The sequence below is a fragment of the Sporanaerobacter sp. genome, from assembly GCF_047830725.1.
GTDB lineage: Bacteria > Bacillota > Clostridia > Tissierellales > Sporanaerobacteraceae > Sporanaerobacter.
On record NZ_CP181252.1, the window covers coordinates 878,139 to 900,758 of the forward strand.

The 22,620-nt window shown below is 31.7% G+C and carries 23 protein-coding genes, 1 tRNA gene and 1 other RNA gene; 8 read left to right on the top strand and 17 right to left on the bottom strand.

Annotated features, from left to right (window positions below):
* The first annotated feature begins 146 nt into the window (after window positions 1-146).
* Both ACFWUA_RS04250 and ACFWUA_RS04255 read left to right on the top strand, forming a co-directional pair.
* Window positions 147-1,889, top strand: a complete 1,743-nt coding sequence (locus ACFWUA_RS04250; protein WP_416198921.1) for an ABC transporter ATP-binding protein — start codon at window positions 147-149, stop codon at window positions 1,887-1,889.
* The gene (locus ACFWUA_RS04255; protein WP_416198922.1) at window positions 1,879-3,717 is read left to right on the top strand and encodes an ABC transporter ATP-binding protein; all 1,839 of its coding nucleotides are present in this window, start codon (window positions 1,879-1,881) and stop codon (window positions 3,715-3,717) included. Before ACFWUA_RS04250 ends, ACFWUA_RS04255 begins: the two co-directional genes overlap by 11 nt.
* On the opposite strand, the gene ACFWUA_RS04260 is transcribed toward ACFWUA_RS04255, so the two are convergent.
* From ACFWUA_RS04260 to ACFWUA_RS04285, 6 genes are all read right to left on the bottom strand, one after another.
* A complete protein-coding gene (locus ACFWUA_RS04260) occupies window positions 3,712-4,215 on the bottom strand; it encodes a GNAT family N-acetyltransferase (protein WP_416198923.1) in 504 nt (167 codons plus the stop codon). The genes ACFWUA_RS04255 and ACFWUA_RS04260 overlap by 6 nt on opposite strands.
* Before the next feature lie 172 nt (window positions 4,216-4,387).
* Window positions 4,388-4,729, bottom strand: a complete 342-nt coding sequence (locus ACFWUA_RS04265) for a hydrogenase maturation nickel metallochaperone HypA (RefSeq protein ID WP_416198924.1) — start codon at window positions 4,727-4,729, stop codon at window positions 4,388-4,390.
* Window positions 4,730-4,741: 12 nt separating this feature from the next.
* Window positions 4,742-7,429, bottom strand: coding sequence for an FAD-dependent oxidoreductase (locus tag ACFWUA_RS04270; protein WP_416198925.1), 2,688 nt, complete (start codon window positions 7,427-7,429; stop codon window positions 4,742-4,744).
* Between the two features lie 22 nt (window positions 7,430-7,451).
* Window positions 7,452-8,123, bottom strand: coding sequence for a hydrogenase nickel incorporation protein HypB (gene hypB / locus ACFWUA_RS04275; protein ID WP_416198926.1), 672 nt, complete (start codon window positions 8,121-8,123; stop codon window positions 7,452-7,454).
* A 264-nt stretch (window positions 8,124-8,387) separates the two neighbouring features.
* Entirely contained in the window at window positions 8,388-9,641 is a 1,254-nt protein-coding gene (locus tag ACFWUA_RS04280; RefSeq protein WP_416198927.1) for an FAD-dependent oxidoreductase, read from the bottom strand.
* Window positions 9,634-10,695, bottom strand: coding sequence for a helix-turn-helix domain-containing protein (locus tag ACFWUA_RS04285; RefSeq protein ID WP_416198928.1), 1,062 nt, complete (start codon window positions 10,693-10,695; stop codon window positions 9,634-9,636). The genes ACFWUA_RS04280 and ACFWUA_RS04285 overlap by 8 nt, the downstream gene beginning before the upstream one ends.
* Before the next feature lie 137 nt (window positions 10,696-10,832).
* On the opposite strand from ACFWUA_RS04285, the gene ACFWUA_RS04290 reads away from it, so the two are divergent.
* A complete protein-coding gene (locus tag ACFWUA_RS04290; protein ID WP_416198929.1) occupies window positions 10,833-11,489 on the top strand; it encodes a class A sortase in 657 nt (218 codons plus the stop codon).
* Window positions 11,490-11,750: 261 nt separating this feature from the next.
* Here the strand turns inward: ACFWUA_RS04290 and ACFWUA_RS04295 are convergent, their stop codons facing one another.
* The 5 genes from ACFWUA_RS04295 to dnaX all read right to left on the bottom strand — a co-directional run bounded on the left by ACFWUA_RS04295 (window position 11,751) and on the right by dnaX (window position 15,449).
* Window positions 11,751-11,972: a hypothetical protein gene (locus ACFWUA_RS04295; protein WP_416198930.1), complete on the bottom strand. Its 222-nt coding sequence runs from the start codon at window positions 11,970-11,972 to the stop codon at window positions 11,751-11,753.
* 40 nt (window positions 11,973-12,012) lie between these two features.
* Window positions 12,013-12,369 (bottom strand): hypothetical protein, encoded by a 357-nt coding sequence (locus tag ACFWUA_RS04300; protein WP_416198931.1) that lies wholly within the window; start codon window positions 12,367-12,369, stop codon window positions 12,013-12,015.
* A gap of 487 nt (window positions 12,370-12,856) precedes the next feature.
* The gene (gene recR / locus ACFWUA_RS04305; protein ID WP_072743707.1) at window positions 12,857-13,456 is read right to left on the bottom strand and encodes a recombination mediator RecR; all 600 of its coding nucleotides are present in this window, start codon (window positions 13,454-13,456) and stop codon (window positions 12,857-12,859) included.
* A gap of 15 nt (window positions 13,457-13,471) precedes the next feature.
* Window positions 13,472-13,807: a YbaB/EbfC family nucleoid-associated protein gene (locus ACFWUA_RS04310; RefSeq protein WP_416198932.1), complete on the bottom strand. Its 336-nt coding sequence runs from the start codon at window positions 13,805-13,807 to the stop codon at window positions 13,472-13,474.
* Window positions 13,808-13,823: 16 nt separating this feature from the next.
* Window positions 13,824-15,449, bottom strand: a complete 1,626-nt coding sequence (gene dnaX, locus ACFWUA_RS04315; protein ID WP_416198933.1) for a DNA polymerase III subunit gamma/tau — start codon at window positions 15,447-15,449, stop codon at window positions 13,824-13,826.
* 178 nt (window positions 15,450-15,627) lie between these two features.
* Here dnaX and ACFWUA_RS04320 point away from each other — a divergent pair.
* Both ACFWUA_RS04320 and ffs read left to right on the top strand, forming a co-directional pair.
* Window positions 15,628-15,719 (top strand) — tRNA-Ser (locus ACFWUA_RS04320).
* A 12-nt stretch (window positions 15,720-15,731) separates the two neighbouring features.
* An RNA gene (gene ffs / locus ACFWUA_RS04325) (signal recognition particle sRNA large type) lies at window positions 15,732-15,997 on the top strand.
* 50 nt (window positions 15,998-16,047) lie between these two features.
* Here ffs and ACFWUA_RS04330 read toward each other — a convergent pair.
* Genes ACFWUA_RS04330 through ACFWUA_RS04355 form a run of 6 tightly spaced genes read right to left on the bottom strand, consistent with a single transcriptional unit; the run spans window position 16,048 to window position 20,024 of the window.
* A complete protein-coding gene (locus ACFWUA_RS04330) occupies window positions 16,048-16,488 on the bottom strand; it encodes a flagellar protein FliS (RefSeq protein WP_416198934.1) in 441 nt (146 codons plus the stop codon).
* Window positions 16,489-16,502: 14 nt separating this feature from the next.
* The gene (locus ACFWUA_RS04335) at window positions 16,503-16,793 is read right to left on the bottom strand and encodes a flagellin (RefSeq protein WP_416198935.1); all 291 of its coding nucleotides are present in this window, start codon (window positions 16,791-16,793) and stop codon (window positions 16,503-16,505) included.
* Window positions 16,771-16,920: a hypothetical protein gene (locus ACFWUA_RS04340; RefSeq protein WP_416198936.1), complete on the bottom strand. Its 150-nt coding sequence runs from the start codon at window positions 16,918-16,920 to the stop codon at window positions 16,771-16,773. The genes ACFWUA_RS04335 and ACFWUA_RS04340 overlap by 23 nt, the downstream gene beginning before the upstream one ends.
* On the bottom strand, window positions 16,910-17,404 hold the full coding sequence (locus ACFWUA_RS04345; RefSeq protein WP_416198937.1) for a flagellin: 495 nt from the start codon (window positions 17,402-17,404) through the stop codon (window positions 16,910-16,912). The genes ACFWUA_RS04340 and ACFWUA_RS04345 overlap by 11 nt, the downstream gene beginning before the upstream one ends.
* The gene (locus ACFWUA_RS04350; protein WP_416198938.1) at window positions 17,391-17,588 is read right to left on the bottom strand and encodes a hypothetical protein; all 198 of its coding nucleotides are present in this window, start codon (window positions 17,586-17,588) and stop codon (window positions 17,391-17,393) included. Before ACFWUA_RS04350 ends, ACFWUA_RS04345 begins: the two co-directional genes overlap by 14 nt.
* A 9-nt stretch (window positions 17,589-17,597) precedes the next feature.
* Entirely contained in the window at window positions 17,598-20,024 is a 2,427-nt protein-coding gene (locus ACFWUA_RS04355) for a DUF6240 domain-containing protein (RefSeq protein ID WP_416198939.1), read from the bottom strand.
* A 127-nt stretch (window positions 20,025-20,151) separates the two neighbouring features.
* On the opposite strand from ACFWUA_RS04355, the gene ACFWUA_RS04360 reads away from it, so the two are divergent.
* The 3 genes from ACFWUA_RS04360 to ACFWUA_RS04370 all read left to right on the top strand — a co-directional run bounded on the left by ACFWUA_RS04360 (window position 20,152) and on the right by ACFWUA_RS04370 (window position 22,599).
* Window positions 20,152-20,601: a YaaR family protein gene (locus ACFWUA_RS04360; protein WP_416198940.1), complete on the top strand. Its 450-nt coding sequence runs from the start codon at window positions 20,152-20,154 to the stop codon at window positions 20,599-20,601.
* A 67-nt stretch (window positions 20,602-20,668) separates the two neighbouring features.
* Window positions 20,669-20,962: a phasin family protein gene (locus ACFWUA_RS04365; RefSeq protein ID WP_416198941.1), complete on the top strand. Its 294-nt coding sequence runs from the start codon at window positions 20,669-20,671 to the stop codon at window positions 20,960-20,962.
* A gap of 56 nt (window positions 20,963-21,018) precedes the next feature.
* Window positions 21,019-22,599 (top strand): ABC1 kinase family protein, encoded by a 1,581-nt coding sequence (locus ACFWUA_RS04370; RefSeq protein WP_416198942.1) that lies wholly within the window; start codon window positions 21,019-21,021, stop codon window positions 22,597-22,599.
* Window positions 22,600-22,620 lie beyond the last annotated feature (21 nt).

Here is a 22,620-nt window from a genome sequence, read left to right on the forward strand (position 1 = left end):
AGCTTCCTCAAAGTTTAATACTTTGATAGAAGCTTTTCTTGAAATTTATAATATTTTTAAATTTCTGTTTCCAACTATAATCTAAAAATAAAAAGATATGATATAATAAAAAGTATAATAAAACAAGAAACATGGTGAAAAAATTTATGAATACAAATTATTTAAAAAAGTATACGCAAAAATATAGAGGTCAATTTTTGATAGCTCTTACATTTTTGATACTTGAAGCAATGGTAGATTTAATTCAACCTACTATTATGTCTAAAGTAGTCGATATTGGTGTAAAAAACAAGGATGTGAATTATGTATTAAAACTAGGAGGATTGATGCTTGTAGTAACGGCATTAGGAGCAATTTTTGCCGTTGTCAGAAATATAAAGTCTTCCAAAGTTTCCCAAAGTTTTGGAGCAGATTTAAGGCAAGACTTATACATAAAAATACAAAACTTATCTATTGAAGATATAAACGAATTTCAAGATGCCACATTGATTACTCGTCTGACAAATGATGTAAATCAAATTCAAAATTTTGCTCATGGCTTAATGAGAGTATTTGTAAAAGCCCCTATACTTGGCATAGGCTCTATAATAATGGGATTTATATTAGATTTCAAGATGGGACTTATACTTCTGGGGCTTGTTCCTATAATAGGAATAGTCATACTTATAAATCTTAAAGTTTCCTACCCTATATTTGTAAATATGCAAAAAGCACTAGACAATGTCAATGGTACTATAAGAGAATATTTAGCAGGTATAAGAGTAGTCAAAGCTTTCAATAGATTTAAATATGAAGAAAATAGGTTTAAAAAAGTAAATGAAAATTTGAAAAATGTAACAACAAAAGGAATGAGAAGGTTAGCTTTGTTTAATCCTGCAGTATCATTGATAGTTAATTTAGGAATTGTTTTGATCCTATGGATTGGAGGCATAAGAGTTAATAGTGGCAATTTAGAAGTTGGCAAAATAATAGCTCTTATAAACTATATAACTCAACTTTTATTTTCTCTTGTGATGGTCATTAGAATATTTAATATGTATGTTAGGGCTAGAGCTTCTGAAGAAAGAATAGGAGAAATATTTAATATAGAAAATACTATGCCTATAAAAGATAAACCAGTTTCTTTTATAGATATGAATGGAAATTTAGAATTTAAAAATGTATATTTTAAATACAACAAAAATAGTAGATATGTATTAGAAGATGTAAGTTTCTCGATAAATCCTGGAGAAACTTTAGCTATTATAGGATCTACAGGTTCAGGCAAAACTACTTTAATCAACTTAATACCTAGATTTTACGACCCTATTAAAGGAATTGTAAAAATAGATGGAATTGATATCAAGGATATGGACCCTAAAGAATTGAGAGAAAAAATAGCTATGGTTCCTCAAAGAACTTTACTATTTACAGGTAGTATAAAAGAAAATATTAAATGGGGAAATGAAAATGCTACGGATGAAAATGTAGAACAAGCAGCTAAAATTGCAAAAGCTCATGATTTTATAATGTCTTTTAATGAAGGCTATGATACATATTTAGGCCAAGGAGGAGTGAATTTATCGGGAGGGCAAAAGCAAAGGATTGCTATAGCTAGAGCTATCATAAAAGAGCCTAAACTCTTAATTTTAGATGATAGTACTTCTGCCTTAGATATGATTACAGAAAAACAAATAAAAAAGGAATTAAAAGAACATCTTAAAAATACCACTACCATAATGATAGCTCAAAGGATAACTTCTGTAATGGATGCAGATAAAATTCTTGTGATGGATAAAGGCAAAATAGTTAGCATAGGAACTCATAATGAGCTTATGAAAAACTCAAAAACTTATATAGATATATATCACTCTCAAATTGGTAAGGAGGCAACAGATATTGGATCCTAAATATAGTACAAGAAGAACTGGGAAATTTTCAGGAGGCAGAAATTCAGTAATGCCTGTCGAAAAACCCAAGAATATAAAATACACTTTAAATAGATTGTGGGGATTTTTTAAAGCTGAGAAATTTAAGCTTTTCATAATATTTTTATTGATACTGATATCTGGAGTATTAAATCTATCAGTTCCATTTTTAATTGGGAAAGCCATAGATGCAATATTTCCTGGAGTACATTCTGTAAAATTTGACAAATTAAATACTATAGCTATGGTATTGCTATTTATATATATATTAAATAGCATATTGACTTTTTTGCAAGAATATATGGTTGCAGGAATTTCTCAAAGAATAGTATATGATATAAGAGAAAGTTTATTTAATAAACTTCAAACTTTACCTATTATATTTTTTGATACTACTACCCATGGAGAGCTTATGAGCAGATTGACTAATGATATAGATGATATAAGTACTACTATATCTCAATCTATCATACAGCTTATGTCTTCTATAGTAAATATAGTTGGCTCTTTAGCTATGATGCTATATTTAAGTAAATTGATGACTATAGCTAGTCTTGTAACAGTTCCTATGGTATATTTCCTTACAAAAACTGTTGCCAACAAGACAAAAATATTATTTAAAGAACAACAACAAGCTTTAGGTATGTTAAATGGACATATTGAAGAAACCATAGGTGGAATCAGTGTAGTAAAAGCTTTTAACAAACAAAACAAAGTAATAGATGAATTTATATCTCAAAACAATAAATTAAGGGATATAGGAATTAAAGCACAAATTTGGTCAGGATTTATCATGCCTATCATGAATGTTATAGGTAATTTGGGTTTTACAGTTGTAGCTATATTGGGAGGAGTATTGGCCGTAAAAGGAAAAATTTCTGTAGGCATAATAGCAAGCTTTATATCATATTCTAAACAATTTACTAGACCATTAAATGAATTGGCAAGTACTTTCAATACATTGCAATCAGGTATAGCAGGAGCTGAAAGAGTATTTGAAATATTGGATGAAGAGGAGGAAAGAAAAGACTCTAAAGATTCAATTGTTGCAGAACAAATTAAAGGGCAAGTGGAATTTAAAAATGTTAGTTTCGAATATGAAAAAGGAGAAAATGTCCTTAAAAATGTGTCTTTTAAAGTAGAGGCTGGAGAAAACATTGCTTTGGTAGGGCCTACTGGTGCTGGGAAAACTACAATAGTGAACTTATTGACAGGATTTTATGAAATAAAAAAAGGTGAAATATTAATTGATGGAATAAATATTAGAAACTATCAAAAGGATAGCTTGAGAAAAATATTTGGGATGGTTTTACAAGATACCTATTTATTTTCAGGAACTGTAAAGGAAAATATAAGATATGGAAAGCTAGATGCTACTGACGAAGAAATAAAAATAGCTGCCAAAATGTCTAATGCAGATGAATTTATAGATAGATTGCCTAATGGTTATGATACTATGCTTTATGAGGGAGGTACAAATTTAAGTCAAGGACAAAGACAGCTATTAGCTATTTCTAGAGCTGTTTTGGCTAATCCAAAAATACTTATACTTGATGAAGCTACTTCTAGTGTGGATACAAGAACAGAATTAAAAATTCAAGAAGCCATGGCTAAACTTATGAAAAATCGTACTACTTTCATAATAGCTCATCGTCTTAGTACAATTAGAGATGCAGATACAATAATGGTGATAGACAAAGGACAAATTATAGAAAAAGGTAATCACAAACAACTCATGGATAAAAGAGGGTTTTATTACAATTTGTATACAGCTCAAGGGGATAGTTCTTCCACATCTCTTATTCTATAAAATTTTTTCAAAAGCTATTCTTTTGCTTCCATCCTCTAAGTAAATTATTCCACAGTACTCAAATTTGTTTTTCTTAAGTAATTTCTGCATAGCCAAATTTTCTTCATGAGTATCCACTTTGATACTGTGTACACCCTTATCTAAACACATTTCCTCTACTTTTCCCATGATTGCAGTTGCAAGTCCCTGCCTTTTATATTTTGGATCAATTGCCATCCTGTGAACAACTGCATATTCATTGTTGCTGATCCATTTGCCATTATAAATATGCTCATAAGTCTTTTCTCCATCAAAAGAGATAGATACAGTTCCAATTATGGTATCATCCTCCAACAAAACATATCCATTTTCATTTTTTATATCCATAAGTATGGTTTCTGTATTAGGATAATTGTTTTGCCACTGATCAATTCCCTGTTCTTTGAAATGCTTTTGTGCCTGTTTAATGATATTCATTATATTATCAATATCTGATTCAACAGCTTTTCGAAATTCCAATATTATCAGTCCTTTCATTTCACAAAATTTTTTTTACTCCACAAATATTTCCTATAGATTTTATAATAACACAAATCTTTTAATGCATAAATTTTTATTTAAAAAAGTCAAGATTTAATATTAAACCTTGACTTTTAAGAATTAAATTTTTATATTTTTATATTTTTCTATTTTAATAGGCGACAATCTCTTTGATCATTAGTTCCCTACCACCAAGAAGCTCCCAATCCTTGCTTCCACATTTTGGACATTGTTTGTTGGATGTAAGCAAATTAAATACTTTGTTGCAATTTTTACATATGCAATTGCCTGGCAATATCTCAATTTCTAGTTCTGTATCCTGCAAAAGAGTACCATCCACTGCAGCTGGATAACAGTCCTCTACATATTTAGGTATCACAGAAGACAATTCTCCAATTTGAAGTACTAATTTTTCAATATTTGTAACCTCATTTTCATTTGCAAAATCTTCAACTATTTTTACTATTTGAATTATAACTCCCAATTCATGCAAATAAGCTCACCTCTATTTTTTATTTGAGCCAGTAAGTGTCTTTTTAATACTATGAGTCACCATTCTACCTTTACGAGCAATCATGTTTTTAACAATCACTGGTTTAAGCTTTTCAAAAGGCACATTTTGAACATCGTATCTTCTCACAAGAGATATAGCGTCAAATTTGCATCTAGTTGTACATGCACCACAACCTACGCACATATATTCATCTACAACTGTAGCACCACAACCAAGACAACGTTCTGTTTCCTTCTTAACTTGTTCTTCTGTAAATGTAGCACGCAAATCCTCGAAAGATGTTTTTGCTTTAGCTCCATCTACATAATCTGTTCTCTGTCTTGGAAGTCGGTCATATTCGTCAAAATCTAAAACTGACTTATCAAATGCACGATATTCTCTTCTGTCACGACCTATAAGCAAATCTTGTCCTGGGTGAACATATCTGTGAATTGAAATTGCTCCTTCTTTGCCCAATGCAATAGCATCTATGGCAAATTTAGGTCCAGTCACTACATCTCCACCTGCAAACACATCTGCTTCTCCCGTCTGAAGAGTAGCTTGATCTACTTTAACCGTCTTGTTGGGATTTAATTCCATTTTCAAACCTTCTAGTAGCCCTCCCCAATCAATTGCTTGACCTATTGAAAGCAGCACTGTATCTGCCTTAACAATTTTAGTTTCATTTTCATCAAATTTAGGATTAAATCTCTTATTTTCGTCAAAAACTGAAATGCATTTTTTAAATTCTACACCTACAACACGACCATTTTTTGTAACAATGCGTTTAGGTCCCCAGGAATTGTTAATTCCAATATCTTCTGACATTGCTTCTTCAATTTCTTCATCAAGAGCTGGCATCTCTTTTCTACTTTCAAGACAGAACATATCAACCTTTGAAGCTCCAACTCTTGTAGCTGTTCTTGCAACATCAATAGCAACATTACCACCACCGATTACAACAACATTTCCTCCAAGTTTCACTTCATTGCCTAAATTTACATTTCGCAAGAAATCAACGCCCGTGAAAACACCTTCTGCCTCTTCGCCTTCAATACCAAGTTTTCTGCCTGATTGAGCTCCAATTGCAATATAAAATGCTTCATATCCTTGTTTCCTCAAATCATCAAGACTTATATCTTTACCCACTTCAACACCGGTCTTAAACTCTACCCCCAGTTCTTTTAAGATATCTATTTCTGCATTTACCACATCTTTTCCCAATCTATAGGATGGAATTCCAAGAGTCAACATACCTCCAAGAACATTTTGTTTTTCAAATACTGTTACCTTGTATCCATCAATAGCTAGATAATATGCACAGGAAAGCCCTGATGGTCCAGCTCCTACAATAGCAATTTTATTTCCATATTCATGTCTCAATTTTGGCACATATCGGTACTCTGCATTTAAATCCTGTTCAGCAATAAATTTTTTGATTTCGTCTATTGCAACAGGATCATCAACATTTCCTCTAGTACATGCAGATTCACAACTCCTAGGACATATACGTCCACATACTGCAGGAAATGGATTTTCTTTTTTGATAAGTTCTAAAGCTTCTTTGTATCTTCCTTGAGAAGCCAATTTAATATAACCTTGAACAGAAATGTGAGCTGGACACTGAGTCTTGCAAGGACTTGTTCCTGTATCTAAAACATTTTTCCTATTTGTACGATAATCTGGATTCCATTTGTCTGGACCCCATTTTGTATTGGATGGCAAATCCTCTCTTTTCTCAACAACTTGAGCTTCGGCACATAATTTTTGTCCCAGTTTCAAGGCATTTACAGGGCAAACCTGAACACATTCTCCACAAGCAACACATTTATCCTTATCAACATGAGAAACATAATTAGAACGCACCATATCATTATTTAAAAACATTTCTGCAGTCCTTAGGGATAAGCAACTACATCCACAACAATTGCAAATTGCATGAGTTTTCCCTGGTCCATCTGTATTTGGTATTTGATGCATAAGACCATTTTCTTCCGCTCTCTTTATGATTTCAAAAGCTTCTTCTCGAGTAATCTGTCTGCCCCTGCCTGTACGAATATAAAACTCTGCAGCATGACCCATTTGAATACACATGTCTTCCTTTAAATGTCCACACCCTTCTCCCATAGCCTCTCTAACTGTACGACAAGCACAATCTGAAACTGAAAAAATTTCATTTTCATTGAGATATTTTGAAACTTCCTCATAAGAGGCCCTTCTAGTTTCACCATCAATAGCCATCTCAATTGGTATGACACGCATAAGGCCTGTCCCTATAGGAAAAACACCAGCTGTTTGAGGACCTCTAACCTTTCCGTATGCGTCAAAAGCTTCAGCAAGTTGTGGATACTTTTTGACATTTTCCCTGTTGTTAACTATCATTTCCATAACCCCTGGAACCCAAATCTCAAGCCAATACTTATCAATACCTTCTTTTTTACCAACAAAGCAAACACCAGCAACTGCCAATTCCCACAATATCCTCTTTGTATCTTTTAAAGATCTACCACACAGTGGAGCTACTTCTTCTGCACTTTTAGGATTTCTAAATTCCAGACAAAGTCCTACTTCTGCCATTTCATCTGTAACAATAGGTTCTAAAATTAGATATTCAGGATCTGAATAGGTATAGGCTGATTTAGAACCTGATTTTTTTCCACCAATATGATTGGCAAGTTCTAATACTTTTGGATTGCCCATTTATTTTCCCCCCACGATTATATTATTGTTCCTTCCAATTTTTCACTTCAGTGCGAACCCAGTTCGCCCATTCTTCAATTCCCTCTCCTGTTTTTGCAGAAATAGGAATGATTTTAATATTTGGATTTAAATGTTTTGCACGTTTCTTAACTGCTTCTAAATCAAAATCAAAATACTCCAATGTATCAATTTTGTTAATCAGCAATACATCGACAATTGAAAACATCAAAGGATATTTTAAAGGCTTATCATCTCCCTCTGGCACACTTAAAATCATGGCATTTTTAGATGCACCAGTATCAAACTCCGCTGGACATACTAGATTGCCTACATTCTCCAAAATAACAAAATCAAGTCCTTCTGCTTCAAGCCCCAATAATCCTTGTCTAGTCATATCCGCATCTAAATGACACATACCCCCTGTATGTAACTGTATGACTTTTGCACCAGTTTTAGCCACTGCATGAGCATCTACATCAGAATCAATATCTGCCTCCATGACACCTATACTCATCTCTGATTTCAATGCTTCAATAGTTCTTAAAACCGTAGTCGTTTTACCTGAACCTGGTGAACTCATGAGATTCAATAAAAAAATCTTGTCCTTTTTAAGTTCCTCCCTAAGTAAATCTGCTTGTCGATTGTTGTTTTCAAATACACTTTCCTTGATTTCTAGAACTTTAAAGGTTTTCATACAATATTCCACCTCTCCATAATTTTTTTGACCTTAAAATACCAAAAATATCTCCAAAAATTCTTATTTTTCTAATATTTTAATTGTATTAAAAACAAAAATAGCTGTCAAAAAATAATAATGTTGGAATTTAAACGTTTTCCAACATTATGTTTCAAGTTTAGTTTACAGTTATATGCTAAATAAACCCCTATACTTTGACAATTTATAAACAATGTGTGTAACTTTCACTCCAAAGCAAAAAAGACTTACAATAAAAACTTTTTAAAAAAATCGTTCCAATAAATCTTGAGAATATCTGATACAATTTTCCATTGAAAGTGTACTCATGATTTCACCAGCTAAATATACATTATTCTTTCCCTGCATCTTCTCCATCTTGTCATAAAATCCATTTTTTAGCGATATTGTATCCACATAAGGGCAATGTCTCCAATGCTTTGCCTGGTAGAGCCTTAAATTCTTTATGCCCAAATTTAGCAAATCATCTTTGATAATATCTAAACTGGACTTTTCTGAATTCTTCGCAGGATCGTAAGCATATAAAATAACCATTCCTTCGCCATGATATTCATCCCATCTTGAATCCCATATAGTGATATGGCCTTGCCTATTTGGAGACAAGTTTTCCAATATACATCCACAACCTTTGGGAACCTTGTCCACAATAAAAGCATATACATTAAATGATTGATATTTTATACTTTTTAAACATTTTTTCATATCAGAATCCCAAAAATGAAGATCTAAAAATTGCTCCAAAGGAGCAGTTAAGATGACCCTATCAAATTCAAGCAACTCATATTGAGTTTTCACCCATAGTGTTTCATTGGAAGATAGCGAAATGTCTACTACTCTTTGCCCTAGGCGAATATCTTTAATTTGACTTCCCAAAGCCTCCGCCAAAGAAGAAACTCCATTATTCCATGTATAAAATTTGGGCAAATCCATAAAAGACATTAAATGGTCATAATTCATGATTCTAAGTACATAAAGAGCTGGAACTTCCTCAATATTCCCAAGTCCAAAGATTGTAAAGTATTGTACATAAATGGTTTTCAATATTTGAAACTCATGCATATCGCACCACTCTGAAAAAGGGAGCATAAGAGAATACTCAGTATTTTCATTGCTAGCATTTTTAAGTGAATTGTACATTGACAATACTCTAGGCAATCTATCTAGTTCCTCTACAAAATCCCCCAAATTCTCCTTGGGTATGGGCATTATTTTTTGTCCATTTACATTGTAATTACTTCTAGACAACTTCGGCCCATCGGCTTTAATATTTAGCCTCTTCATCAATGCCCTAAGATTTAATTGCGAAGGCAGTCCAAAAATTGCTCCCAATTCGTAGGATTTTCCCTTGTACCAAATTGTATGTAATTTCCCACCAAGTCGTTCACTCTTTTCAAAAACAGTTACATTTTCATATCCTCTTCTTTGGAGTCCTTCTGCTATGACAAGGCCAGAAAGCCCCCCTCCAACAACTGCAACTTTACAATCCGATTTATTCATCTTTATCACCACGCTTTGAAGAATTTATCAATGCTGAAAGCCAAAGTGGCAATGTATCTAAATCTGCATTGTTCTGTAAAGCTCTTTCAAGAATAGCTTCAACAGGCGTCTTGCCTACATTGTAGCCACTGGAATTTATACTATGAAAATTGTACTGTCTTACAAATTTATCAATTTCCCGTTCAATTTCTTCAAAAGAATTGATTTCACTATTTGAGTTAATTTTGTTGTAAAACTCTGTGACTAAAAACTCATTGAACTCTCTCATATCATCTAATATAGTGCTGTCATCAGGAGAAATAAATATGTGATTGATATTAAAATTTTCTATTATTTCCTTGTACTTGTCCCCTTTTACGAAATAAGACAAAAAAGCTTTTTCCTTTTCAGTAACTAAATTTTCAATACTTAAATTAAAAGTTTCAAGCAAATACACAAACTTTAACTCAAAATAATTCCAAACATCAATATCTTGCTTTTTATTATATAGCTTTACCGCCCCCCATTTTGAAGAAGTATCATAGAGACTATACTGATATATTTTCCCTATTCCATCAAAAGTTCCGATAAAATCAATTTTCTGTATCACCAAATACCCTGGATAGACTTCCTCTCCATTTAAAAAATTAAGTTTATCCTTTTTTTCTTTTCTATTGTTTTTATAGAGTTCTTTGTTCATAGAATATTCTTCCCTTTGGGCTCTCTTTGTCAAATTGTTTCGCTTTAAGACATTGTAAATACCCGTTTCTCCTATATCAAATCCTTCAGCCCTTAGTTCATAATAGATTCTCTTAGGACCATCAGCTGGATATTTGACCACATAGGAAAGTATTTCCTGCTCAAGGGCCTTACTGACTTTGTTGGGCATTTGAGGTTTTTTAGGTTCCCTATTTTCAAGACCAGCCATTCCATATTTTTTATAAGCCCTATGCCAATTGTAAAAGGTTGTCCTTGAAATTCCAAACATCTCGCATGTCTTGGAAACATTGTTTTCTTTTAAGGCATGTTTCAATATCATGTACTTGCTATATGCATTAAAACCCTTGGATTTCAAATTTAAACCCCCTCTAAAGAAAAGATGGTTTTAAGGTGAATGTATATTGAATATTATATCATAAAATCATATACTAAAATCAATGGAATAGGCTTAAACCAATATACTTGGTGAAAAGCTGGAGGTGATTTATAAATATGAAAAAAATAATATCCATATTGTTAATTTTAATTGGAACAGTCTTTCTATTGAGTCCTTTTATCAAAGACCAAATCATTAAATACTATAGCAATTCTATATTGGAGGCTAATATTAGTCCAGAAATCCTAAAAGAAAATAATGAAAATACTAATTTAGAAGTAAAATTTGATTTTTCATCAGTTAAAGATATAGACATAAAATCCATACTAAAGGAACCTCGAAATTTAAATAGTGACTTTGTCATTGGAACATTATATATCCCAGATTTAAACATAAATCTTCCTATAATGAAAGGACTATCTCAGTCCAATCTAATGGCTGGTGCTGCCACCATGAAAGCTGAACAATCCTTTGGACATGGGAATTATACCTTAGCAGGACATTATATGAAAAATAAGAATTTGCTATTTGGAAATCTCATGAATATAGAAATAGGTAATAAAGTATATGTTTCCGATGGAAAGATGATTTATGAATATGAAATTTATGACACCACAGTTGTACCTGATACTGCTATGGATATGCTGTCAGATAATAAAGCCAATGAGAGAAGCAAACCCATAATCTCACTTATGACTTGTTATCACTCTTCTAAGACAGGAAAAAGATTTTTTGCACTAGGAGAGTTAGTAGATGAATACCCTGTAGACTAAATTTAACGCATTAAAAAACCACAGGAACTCTGAAATGTCATTAAGTTAAGAAATTTAACCAAGATTTTAGAAGCAGAGTATGTTTAAATACATGCTCTGTTCTTTTTTATGTATTTTATGAAATCTCTAAAGAAAAATTTAGATACTGTGTTAAACCAAATGAATGAATACTCATGGATGTTTGTTAATAATCCAGAAAAAGATTTTACTCGGAACCGAAAGCTAAATTTTAAAGAAATGCTAAATATTTTACTCTATTTTCTAATTGTAAAAATTAAGTACAGGATTTTTGAATTCAACTCCCACTTTATTCACTATATCATCGAGCATTGGATATTGACTATACTTATCAGCTACTTCCAATTGATTGCTGGTACTAGTTCTACCTGTTAGAGATACAATGAAACATACCAGAAAAGCCTTCCAATAGTGTTTCCTTAAAAAATCTCTTGCATAAGCTTTAATACTCTCTCTTGACCACATAAAAGCACCCCTGCATATTCATATGCTTATATATAAAACACTATATTCCATAGTGAATTAAGTATTTATTTTCACTAATCGCACTCGATACCTTTTCAATAAGCAATTGAAGTTCCTCCGATTGATAATAGCTGTTTGCCTTTATGATAATATCTCTAAATTGTTTAAGAGATTCTGGCGGGATGAGAGTTACTCCGCAACAATCCAATCCATTTCCTGGCTGAGTTGTAACCTGAAAGTATGTCTTAATTGCCATTAGTTCTTCATTATATTTTATAATCATCTCTTCTAATAAATCATCATCAACTGAAATACAATTGTATTTTTCAGGTTCATATTCACTATACCACTTATTTTCTTCAAAAAAATCTATTATTCCAAAATCATGCTTTGCCAAACTATCACCTCCTGCAAATGTATATAGTATCTCTTAATATACGTTTTATAGATAATATGTCATTAATCGGGCGACCAAAGGTCGCCCCTACCCATTGATATCAGAATATCGTAGGGGCTAGCTTTGCTGGCCCGTTATTCAACTTAATTCTACTGATACGTCTTAACAAACTAAAGAACGTATTTATTTCGCCTGTCTTTGACTAAAGAATAATATGCCAACTGCCAATAATCCTACAACAACCGAAAACAAAGATTTAAAAAATACCATATGATTTATGCTCTCAACAAAATACTCCATTGACTCCACTACCCTTGAACCTTGTATCCTTTACTCTATCCCCTGCAAATCTCTAATAAAAAACATGGCTTACCCGAGATTTCTTATCCCTAATAAACCATGTTTCCTGCAAGAACTTTATTTTCTTCCTATCGATAATTTGCAAAATGATAGGAGTTTATTTGATGTAGACATCTTTGTAGTTTTATTATATCTCTCTTCTATTTTCCATAGCTTTTGAAAGAGTCACTTCATCATAATATTCCAAATCTCCACCTACAGGAATTCCATGAGCAATTCTTGTAGTCTTGATACCCATAGGTTTTAATAACTTTGAAATATACATAGCTGTTGCTTCTCCTTCTACTGTAGGATTTGTAGCAAGTATGACTTCTTTTACTTCTCCATTCTGAATTCTCTTTAAGAGTTCTTTTATCCTTATTTGATCTGGACCTATATTGTCCATTGGAGATATAGCTCCATGAAGAACATGATAAAGTCCTGTGTATTCTTTGGTTTTCTCCATAGCCACTACATCCTTAGGACCTTGTACTACACATATAGTTGAAGTATCTCTTTTCTTGTTTCTACAAATATAGCAAGGATCTTCATCGGTCAAATTGCAGCAAATACTACAATACTTTATCTTTTCTTTAGCACTTGTAATTGAATAGGCAAGCTTTTCTGCTTCCAATGGCTCCATTTCCAAAATATAAAAAGCTAGTCTCTGTGCTGTCTTTCTTCCTACACCTGGAAGCTTTGAAAGTTCTTCTATTAAATTTGCTATAGGTAATGCATAATAATCCATTTAAATCAATCCTTCCTAGAAAAGACCTGGAATATTCATTCCTCCAGTTATTTTTGCCATCTCTTCTGAAACATAATTTTCTGCATTTCTCAAAGCTTCATTGACAGCTGCCAATACTAAATCTTGTAGCATTTCCACATCATCTGGATCCACTACATCTTTATCTATAGTAATAGAAACTATCTGCTTTTTCCCATTGGCAACAGCCACTACAGCCCCACCACCAGCACTAGCTTCTACTTCTTTTTCTTCTAATTGTTCTTGAAGTTCCTGCATTTGTTTCTGCATCTTTTGCACTTGTTTCATCATACCACCCATATTACCCATTCCTGGAAATCCACCTTTAGCCATATTCTAATACCTCCTGTTATTTTTTTATTTTAACTAAATCTTTTCCAAAAAATTTTATTGCAGAATCTATAAGTTCCTGCTCTTCATTTTTTTCTTTTTCTTCTTCATCTTCCTCTGCCATGACAAATTCAACTCTTATATTTTTGTTAAAATAATTAGAAATAGATTTTTCTACAAATTCTTTATTGTCCTTTTTCCCTAGAGCCTCTCTATGAAGTCCATAACCTTCTTTAAATCCTATAGTCAAAATATTGTTTTTATAATCCATTGGACTTCCTTCTAGCAAAAGAGCTTGAGTAGAAATTCTCTTTTTCTTTATAACTTTTAGTACATTTTCCCATTCTCTTTTTATATCAGCTATATTCAGCTCTTTTCCATCATCAATAATCGGTTTTTCCTCTTCTACTTCTTTTTTTTCATTTTGAACAGACACTTCTTTTCTGCTAGGTGTTTCACTTTTAACCTTTTCTATAGACTCTTTTTTTTGAGAAATTTTAATATTCCCACTTTCAATAATCTTTTCCAATCTTTCTATTCTCTGTTCTAATGTCAACTCATCTCTCAATTCTATAAGCTTTACAACCACCATTTCAAGTATAATTCTAGGTTGACTAGACCATTTAGATTGATTTTGTCCTTCATTTAAAATTTGAAGGGCCTTCAATATAAATTGTAAAGATATATTTTCTGACTGATCTTTATACCTTGCCACTGTTTCCTTTTCTAAATCTATTATATCCAATGGATCTGTTGAAGTTTTAGCTATCATGAGATTTCTGAAATGATATATTAAATCCTTTATAAACTGATTTATATCTTTCCCATTTTGAATAATGTCATCTACTATGTGAAGAGCCTTTTCCAAATTCTTTTCTTCAATACTATCTACTAAGTTAAACAATAAATCTTCATTTGCTATTCCAAGTGTTTTCAGTGCATCCTCATAAGTAAGAATTCCTTCTCCAAAGGAAATACACTGATCAAGTAAGCTTAAAGCATCTCTCATGGCTCCATCAGAATTTCTTGCAATAAGATTTAATACACTTTCCTCAACTTCAACTCCTATTTCATCACATATATTATTTAAATTCTTAACTATATCCTTTGTTGTAATTCTTTTAAAGTCAAATCTTTGACAACGTGAAAGAATTGTCTGAGGAAGTTTTTCTACTTCAGTAGTAGCTAATATAAATATTAAATGTTTGGGAGGTTCTTCCAATGTCTTTAAAAGGGCATTAAATGCACTATCTGAAAGCATATGAACCTCATCTATAATATATACTTTATACTTTGCTTTTGATGGTGGATACTTTACTTTTTCCCTAAGTTCCCTTATATCCTCAACACTATTGTTACTCGCCGCATCCATTTCTATAACATCCATGATACTTTCATCAAGAATTCCACTACAGATTTCACAAGTATTGCATGGATTTCCATCAATAGAATTGATACAATTTACAGCTCTTGCAAATATTTTAGCTGTAGAAGTTTTTCCTGTTCCCCTTGTACCGGAAAAAATATAAGCATGGCCAATATTTTGATTAATTATTTGATTTTTTAAAGTTGTAGTGATATGTTCCTGTCCTAGTACCTGATCAAATGTCTTTGGACGGAAACGCCTATATAAGGCCTGATACATTATTTTTCCACCTTTCCTATCTAGTTAAATATATTATACCAAATATATCTTGTCAAATATACTCATAATTATTTTTTCGTGAAAATCTTGGTTTTTCATTTTGTATTGACATACTACAAAAATTTCTGTATAATATAAATCTGTAGTGTGAATAGAAATTTTATATTTATACTGTTTTGGAGAGGTGGCTGAGTCTGGCCGAAGGCGCACGACTGGAAATCGTGTAGACGATTCCTCGTCTCGTGGGTTCGAATCCCACCCTCTCCGCCATAGGAAATTTTGCCGTGCTAGATGGGGAGGTAGCGGTGCCCTGTAACCTGCAAGCCGCTGTAGCAGGGTTGAATTCCTGGTTTCGGCTTGTCATTGTAAGGTCTGCCCTAAATAAGTGGCGGTGACGATTGGGTCCTACGCAACGGAAATTCATGAACCCCGTCAGGTCCGGGAGGAAGCAGCGGTAAGTGAACACTTTCGTGTGCCGTGGGGAAGCCTAATCTGAGTTAACTGTTTAGGTAACGCTTGGAATGACAATGCCAACGCCAGGTGCACGGCTTACATATTTGCGTGAAAAAGCTATGGAATATACTCCATAGCTTTTATGTTATCCTTTAAAAGTTTTGTTTCCCTTCATCTGATACTCATCAAGATTTGATTTGCCATAAGTAAGTCCTGTAACTACCTTTGGTTCTATATTTTTTCCTATTTCACTAAATCCTTCATAGAGAGGACGAATTATCTTTGTTGCCATTTCAAAGGAATTTTTATCTTTTCTATTTTCGCCTTCTGTAATAAGCTTATTTACATAAATGTATATTTGTCTTAAATTTATAGCTATTTCTGAATTTCCTTCAAGAGTTGCAAGAAGTTCTGCCAAAATATCTCTTGAATTTTTATTTATGTCCTTTAGTTCATCATATTTTTTTTCATCTATAGAAAGTATGCTGTCATTGAAATTGTCAATAAGAGCTTCATAGAGTATCGCAACCAATTCTATATCATTGGCAGAGGATATTCTCTTTTCTATATTTTTTTTATCTAGCATATTTACCATCTCCATTATCTAAGTAATTGCAATACTCCCTGAGGAAGTTGATTTGCTTGAGCAAGCATAGCGGTTCCTGCCTGTTGCAATATATTCAGTCTAGTAAATTCACTCATTTCTATAGCCATATCTGCATCTTCTATTCTAGACATGGACGCTGTCAAGTTTTCAGCAGTATTGTCTGTGTTCTTTATAGTATGCTCTAATCGATTTTGATACGCACCAAGTTTGGAACGCATTTCAGAAACTTTTTCTATGGCATTATTATATGTTCCTATTGCATTATTGAACTTTGTTTGAGTCAAATCTTTTGATAATTGAAACTAATATTATCATCACTACCGCTAGTTTCAACCAATTTCCCCTATTTTCATCACCAACAATCTCCAATCCTGCCGCTGTAGCATTTATTTCTTTCATATCAATTGTCACCTTTTGTCCTTCGTTTGCACCTATTTGAAGTTTCAGTATTCGCCACTTTTTGACTACCATCTAATAAGTCTCCCTTCAAAAGTGGTATTCCATTAAATTCTGTATCATTAGCTATTTTGTCTATTTGCTCTGTCAATTGTACTATTTCAGCTCCTATAGTTTCTAGGTCCTCCTCTTTATACACACCATTGGCTCCTTGTACGCAAAGTTCCCTCATTCTTTGAAGCATGGCATGTACTTCATTTAATGCTCCTTCTGCTGTTTGAATAAGGCTTATTCCATCTAGAGAGTTCCTACTTGCCTGTCTTAGACCTTGCACTTGTGCCCTCATCTTTTCACTTATGGCCATCCCTGCTGCATCATCTGAGGCCCTGTTGATTCTCTTTCCTGATGATAGCCTTTCTAATGCCTTTTCAATAGAATTTGTGTTCATATTTAATATTCTATGAGTGTTTAATGCTGGTATATTGTTATTTATCCTCATTTTTACCCTCCTCATTTATCTTTTCAATAAATTTTATTGTTTTACTTATGATTAAAAACAACTCTTCTGGAATTTTATCTATATTGTCTAAATTCATTTCATCTTTTATATCTATTTTATTTTCTTCACCCTTCACTTCATAGGCTTTTTTTATTTGATTTTTAGGAACAATCCTCAATTTCATATTTTTCTCCTATATTGCTGTATCCACAGTTTTAAGCAATTTATCATTTTTATTTATTTCTTCCACTTTGAAAGAAAGTTCTTTTAAATTGTATCCAATACTATCAAAAGCTTCCTCCAGTATAGACTTATTTTCTAAAAGCTTAGAAGTGCCTTCTTCATGAGCTATAAATTTAACCAATATATCCTTTCCTTTTACTTCTAAATTAAATTTCACATTCCCTAGATTAGAAGTATTTAAGTTTAAGATAAAATTCATATTTTCTTTATTTATTCCTCTATTTAAATTTGGAATGATGACTTGCAAATTCTCAAAGCTATCATCCATAAGTATTGGAAACTGTAAAATTAAATCTTCTTTAGATAAGGCTTTTTGAAGTTTCAAGCTTTCCTCAATTTCCCTGTACTTCTCTCTTTTTTCTCTGTCTTCACCTGATTCAAAGGAGTTTGCTAAATTTTCTAGACCCCTTATGAATTCTTTATATTCACCTTTTATCTTTGCATCTCCATTTTTAATATCTCTAGAAACTTCCTTTGCCTTTTCTTCAACTTGACTTATGGCTTGTCTCAGTTCTTCATTGTTTATATGCTCTCTTTCACTCTTGAGTTTTTCAATACCATTTCCCAATCCCATTCTGTTTTCCCTAAAATAGTTGAGTTCTGTTAATTGTCTTAAAGACATATCCATACCATTTTTCATTGCCAAAGAAATCAAGTCATATTCTTTTCCCCTCAATGCTTTTATTTCTTTCAATGTCTTTTCGATTTCTTCATGCTTATTTAGCTTTTTATCTATATATTCATTAAGTTCTGTAAGTGGCATATATTCTACTTCTACCCCATCTGATATACTTTCCTTGATTATATTTATAGATAAGTTTTCTCTTGCCTTCATATATTCTTGTCTTATGAAACTTTCCATTGATTTTTCTACAGGCTCTACTGGAATATAGTTTTTATTTAATTGTATTTCACTTTCGTATAAGCTATTCAAACTAATACTTGAATACTTTTTTGAAGCCAATGCTATGGTGTTTTGATTTAATTCGCCCAAACTGTTGATAACATTTGATATTCTTATGATTTTATCCACAATTTTGTTGGGATTTCCACTGTTTTTGTTGATTGTTTCTGTGGATATGTCTTTTAATTTCTCAATTTTAAAATCTTCTTTCTTTTTCAAAAGATATATCAAGTCTTCATCTCTTACTTTTCCCAATGAATCTATCTTTTCAAGTATTTTAGCTACTTTTTCGTCTTTTTTATCTATTCTTTGAGATAAATCGTCTTTTTTTAGAATATCCACAATTTCTCTTATATCTTCTTTCAATGGGTCTATATCATGAGATAGAAGTTTAGCAATACTCTCTTCATCTAAAAGGCTTCTCAACTGGGATAAAGCCTCTTTCATATTAAGTATTTCTGAAATATTTTTCTTGTTTATATCCATATCATTTAGTATGAATTTTTCCACCAAGGATATATTTTCTTCTGAAGCCTTAAGTTCTAAATTTTCAAGTATATAAAGTATGTCTTCACGAGTAGTTTCTGCCTTTATTGAATATTCATCATATATACCCGATACTAAATTTTCTTTCAGTTTTGATGAATCATAGGAATACTTCATCTTGTACAAATTTTCTATATTGACAGTTAGATGATTTTTTACAGTTTTTATAAAAGTTGTATCTTCTACATTTTTCAAATCATGAAGTTTTTGGACAATTTCTCTTACCTTTTCTATATTTTCTTTGTTTATTTCAATTTTTTCTCTATGAAGAGCTATGATACTATCATAAATATCTTTTCCCATTTTTCTTCCGTAAATTTCTACAGAAATTTTTTCTGCCTCTTCATAGCTTAAATCTCTTTTTAATCCTAAAAATTTAACAATAGAAAATTCATCCATAAGTTCAATTTCATCTATGGACTCATACACCTTTTGCAGTGTAGCTTCCCCTAAATCTATATCTTTTTTCATAAGTTTTGTAATAGAGTCATAGTCCAATTTCTCTATTATTTCATTTAAATATTCCTTGCTCATTTGAAAAGATTTGATATTGTCCAATGTAATGGGAAGACCATTTTCCAAAAGAATTTGACATATTTCTATATTTTCAGCTGTAGGCTCTATCCCTAATTTGACAAGAAAATCTTCAGTCTTCCTAATCTCCTTTTCTTCTACTTCTTTTTTTTCTTCAATCTTTAAGGATACTATATTTTCTTTGTCTATTTTTACATCTTCGCCAATTTCCTCTTTTAATTCTTCCTTTAACTTCAATGTATAGTTAACTACTTTACCTCCAACTTGAGACTCTATTTTTACATTTTTCCCTTGGCATTCTATCAATTTTCCTTCTACATCAAAAAATAATGTAGGCTTTAAGCAATAAGCATCTATTAATTTTTCTTTTCCTACAATTCCTATTGAATTCATATATACCATCCTTATCTTTTTTCTATTACTTTTATCGTCCAATAGTAAATTTTCTTTAAATATTGCACTTTTTATTTCTAATTTCCTGCCGATAATATATAATAGAAAATGAAGGAGAGTGATCTCTTTGGTTAGAATAGATTCTATAAATACGAACAATAATATCTCTAGAGTAGAAAAAATAGAAAACAACAATAAAAATGTTGTAAATACTACATTTAAAGAAAAATTAGAAAATATTCAGCAAGAACAAATAAGAGAAGAATTAAAAATTCTATTTGACAAAATAGAAACTCAAACTACAAAAATTCAAGATAGACTATTTATTGAAGATTTAGTTGAATACAAAAAACTTGTAAAAGAATTTTTAAATGTTTCCGTTAACAATTCTCATGTATTCTATAAAGAAAATTCTTTGGATAGAAGAGGTCGCCACAGGGTATATTCTATAGTGAAACAAGTAGATAGTGAACTAGACGAACTAACTAAAGATTTTCTAGATATAGAAGGAAACAGACTAAAAATCTTAAAGAAACTAGACAGTATAAAAGGTTTGCTTTTAGATATTCTTACTTAAAATGTTGACGAAACTGTATTGTATGCTATGATTAAATTAAATTCTAATTGAAATTGGGGGGAAAACAATGGATATAAATTTAAAAACTTTGCTATTGGCAGGAATAGGTAGTATGGCTCTTACTTATGAAAAAGCTAATGAAATGATTGATACTCTAGTTAAAAAAGGAGAACTAACTGTAAATCAAGGGAAAGAGTTAAATGAAGAACTAAAAAGAGTAGTAAAATCTCAAGAATCTGAAAAAAAATCTCAAAATGTAGATGCTGAAACTCTAAAGAGTGTTTTGCAAGAATTAAACTTACCTACAAAAGCTGATATTGATGAATTAAAAACTAGAATTGATAATTTAGAAAAAAAATAATTAGCATAGGAGGAAAAATACCTTGATATACAATATCAAGGTATTTTTTAAACAATATGGATACAAATTATACTAAAAAAAGATTTAAAGAAATAGCTTCTGTGTCCATAAAGCATGGACTCAAAAAAGGTGTAAGTGACCCAAGAGAATTTCGTCTTACTTTGGAAGAATTGGGACCTACTTTCATCAAAATTGGTCAAATACTCTCTACAAGACCGGATATCTTTCCCAATGAATATATTTTGGAACTTCAAAAATTGCAAGACGATGTAAAACCTGAAGAATACAATATTGTAAAAAATGTTGTAGAAAATGAATTGGGAAAACCACTAGAAGAAATCTTTTTATATTTTGAAGAAGAACCTATAGCCTCTGCTTCATTAGCCCAAGTTCATTTTGCTATGCTAAAAACCGGAGAAAAAGTTGTAGTCAAAGTTCAAAGACCACTTGTAGAAGAAAAGATGATGGCAGATATAGCTATACTTAAAAAACTAGCTCCATTTATCAACCTTACTCCTACTGGAAGTGCCATGGATGCTAGAGAAGTAGTGGAAGAACTTTCAAATGCCACTGAAAAAGAATTAGATTTCGAAAATGAAATGAAAAATATTGAAAAGTTTTGTGAAAACAATGAAAATATAAATTTCATATTGTGCCCAAAAGTATACAGCAAATATTGTACTGATAAAGTAATTGTAATGGACTATATAGATGGAATAAAAATTGACAATATGACTACTTTGCAAGAAGAAGGTTATGATTTAAAAGACATAGCTACTAAACTAATTTACAATTATTTTAAACAAATATTTGAAGATGGCTTTTTCCATGCGGATCCTCATCCTGGAAATATTCTTATTCATGAAAATAAAATTGCCTATATTGATTTTGGACTTATGGGGCAACTAGACAACAATATGAGAAAAAAGTTCAATGAATTGCTAGAAGCAGTAGTCGATAGAGATGTAAATCAAATGACTAGAGCAGTTTTAAAAATTGGGCAAAAAAGAGGAGATGTAAATGATAGGCAATTGTATAGAGATATTGAAATAATGTATGATCAGTACATCGAAGAATCTCTATATGACTTTGACATACCTCAAATAATGGAAGAAGTATTTAAAGTATGCAAAAACAACAATATACACATGCCCAAAGATATAACCTTGTTGCTAAAAGGTCTATTGACTATTCAAGGTGTCATAGCTAAATTGGATACAGAAATAAATATTATGGATGTGGCTCTGCCATATATGAAAAATCGTCTTGCCAATGAAACTATTAAAAATTTAAATATAATGGATGTACTAGAAAAACTATATATATCAATTAGAGCAAATATGAAATTATCTGTCAAATTGCTAGATTTAATCAATCAAGCATTAAATGGAAAAATAAAGCTCCAATTGGAATTTAAAAAAACAGAAGAAAGCATAAATGAGTTAAACAAAATGGTCAATAGATTGATATTTGGTATGGTAGTAGTAGGACTAGTTGTTAGCTCTTCAATAGTTTTAAATGCCAATATAGGGCCCAAAATTCATGGCATATCTATCATAGGCATAACTGGATATTTGGGAGCTGCAGTAGCAGGATTTTGGCTCCTCATATCTATATTGCAATCAGGAAAATTGTAAATAAAAGTCCCTAGTTTTAAA

Coding starts and splice junctions, on each gene's coding strand:
- ACFWUA_RS04250 (WP_416198921.1), top strand. CDS start 147: ATGAATACAAATTATTTAAAAAAGTATACGCAAAAATATAGAGGTCAA.
- ACFWUA_RS04270 (WP_416198925.1), bottom strand. CDS start 7,429: ATGGGCAATCCAAAAGTATTAGAACTTGCCAATCATATTGGTGGAAAA.
- hypB (WP_416198926.1), bottom strand. CDS start 8,123: ATGAAAACCTTTAAAGTTCTAGAAATCAAGGAAAGTGTATTTGAAAAC.
- ACFWUA_RS04280 (WP_416198927.1), bottom strand. CDS start 9,641: ATGAATAAATCGGATTGTAAAGTTGCAGTTGTTGGAGGGGGGCTTTCT.
- ACFWUA_RS04290 (WP_416198929.1), top strand. CDS start 10,833: ATGAAAAAAATAATATCCATATTGTTAATTTTAATTGGAACAGTCTTT.
- ACFWUA_RS04295 (WP_416198930.1), bottom strand. CDS start 11,972: ATGTGGTCAAGAGAGAGTATTAAAGCTTATGCAAGAGATTTTTTAAGG.
- recR (WP_072743707.1), bottom strand. CDS start 13,456: ATGGATTATTATGCATTACCTATAGCAAATTTAATAGAAGAACTTTCA.
- ACFWUA_RS04310 (WP_416198932.1), bottom strand. CDS start 13,807: ATGGCTAAAGGTGGATTTCCAGGAATGGGTAATATGGGTGGTATGATG.
- dnaX (WP_416198933.1), bottom strand. CDS start 15,449: ATGTATCAGGCCTTATATAGGCGTTTCCGTCCAAAGACATTTGATCAG.
- ACFWUA_RS04330 (WP_416198934.1), bottom strand. CDS start 16,488: ATGCTAGATAAAAAAAATATAGAAAAGAGAATATCCTCTGCCAATGAT.
- ACFWUA_RS04345 (WP_416198937.1), bottom strand. CDS start 17,404: ATGAGGATAAATAACAATATACCAGCATTAAACACTCATAGAATATTA.
- ACFWUA_RS04350 (WP_416198938.1), bottom strand. CDS start 17,588: ATGAAATTGAGGATTGTTCCTAAAAATCAAATAAAAAAAGCCTATGAA.
- ACFWUA_RS04355 (WP_416198939.1), bottom strand. CDS start 20,024: ATGAATTCAATAGGAATTGTAGGAAAAGAAAAATTAATAGATGCTTAT.
- ACFWUA_RS04365 (WP_416198941.1), top strand. CDS start 20,669: ATGGATATAAATTTAAAAACTTTGCTATTGGCAGGAATAGGTAGTATG.
- ACFWUA_RS04370 (WP_416198942.1), top strand. CDS start 21,019: ATGGATACAAATTATACTAAAAAAAGATTTAAAGAAATAGCTTCTGTG.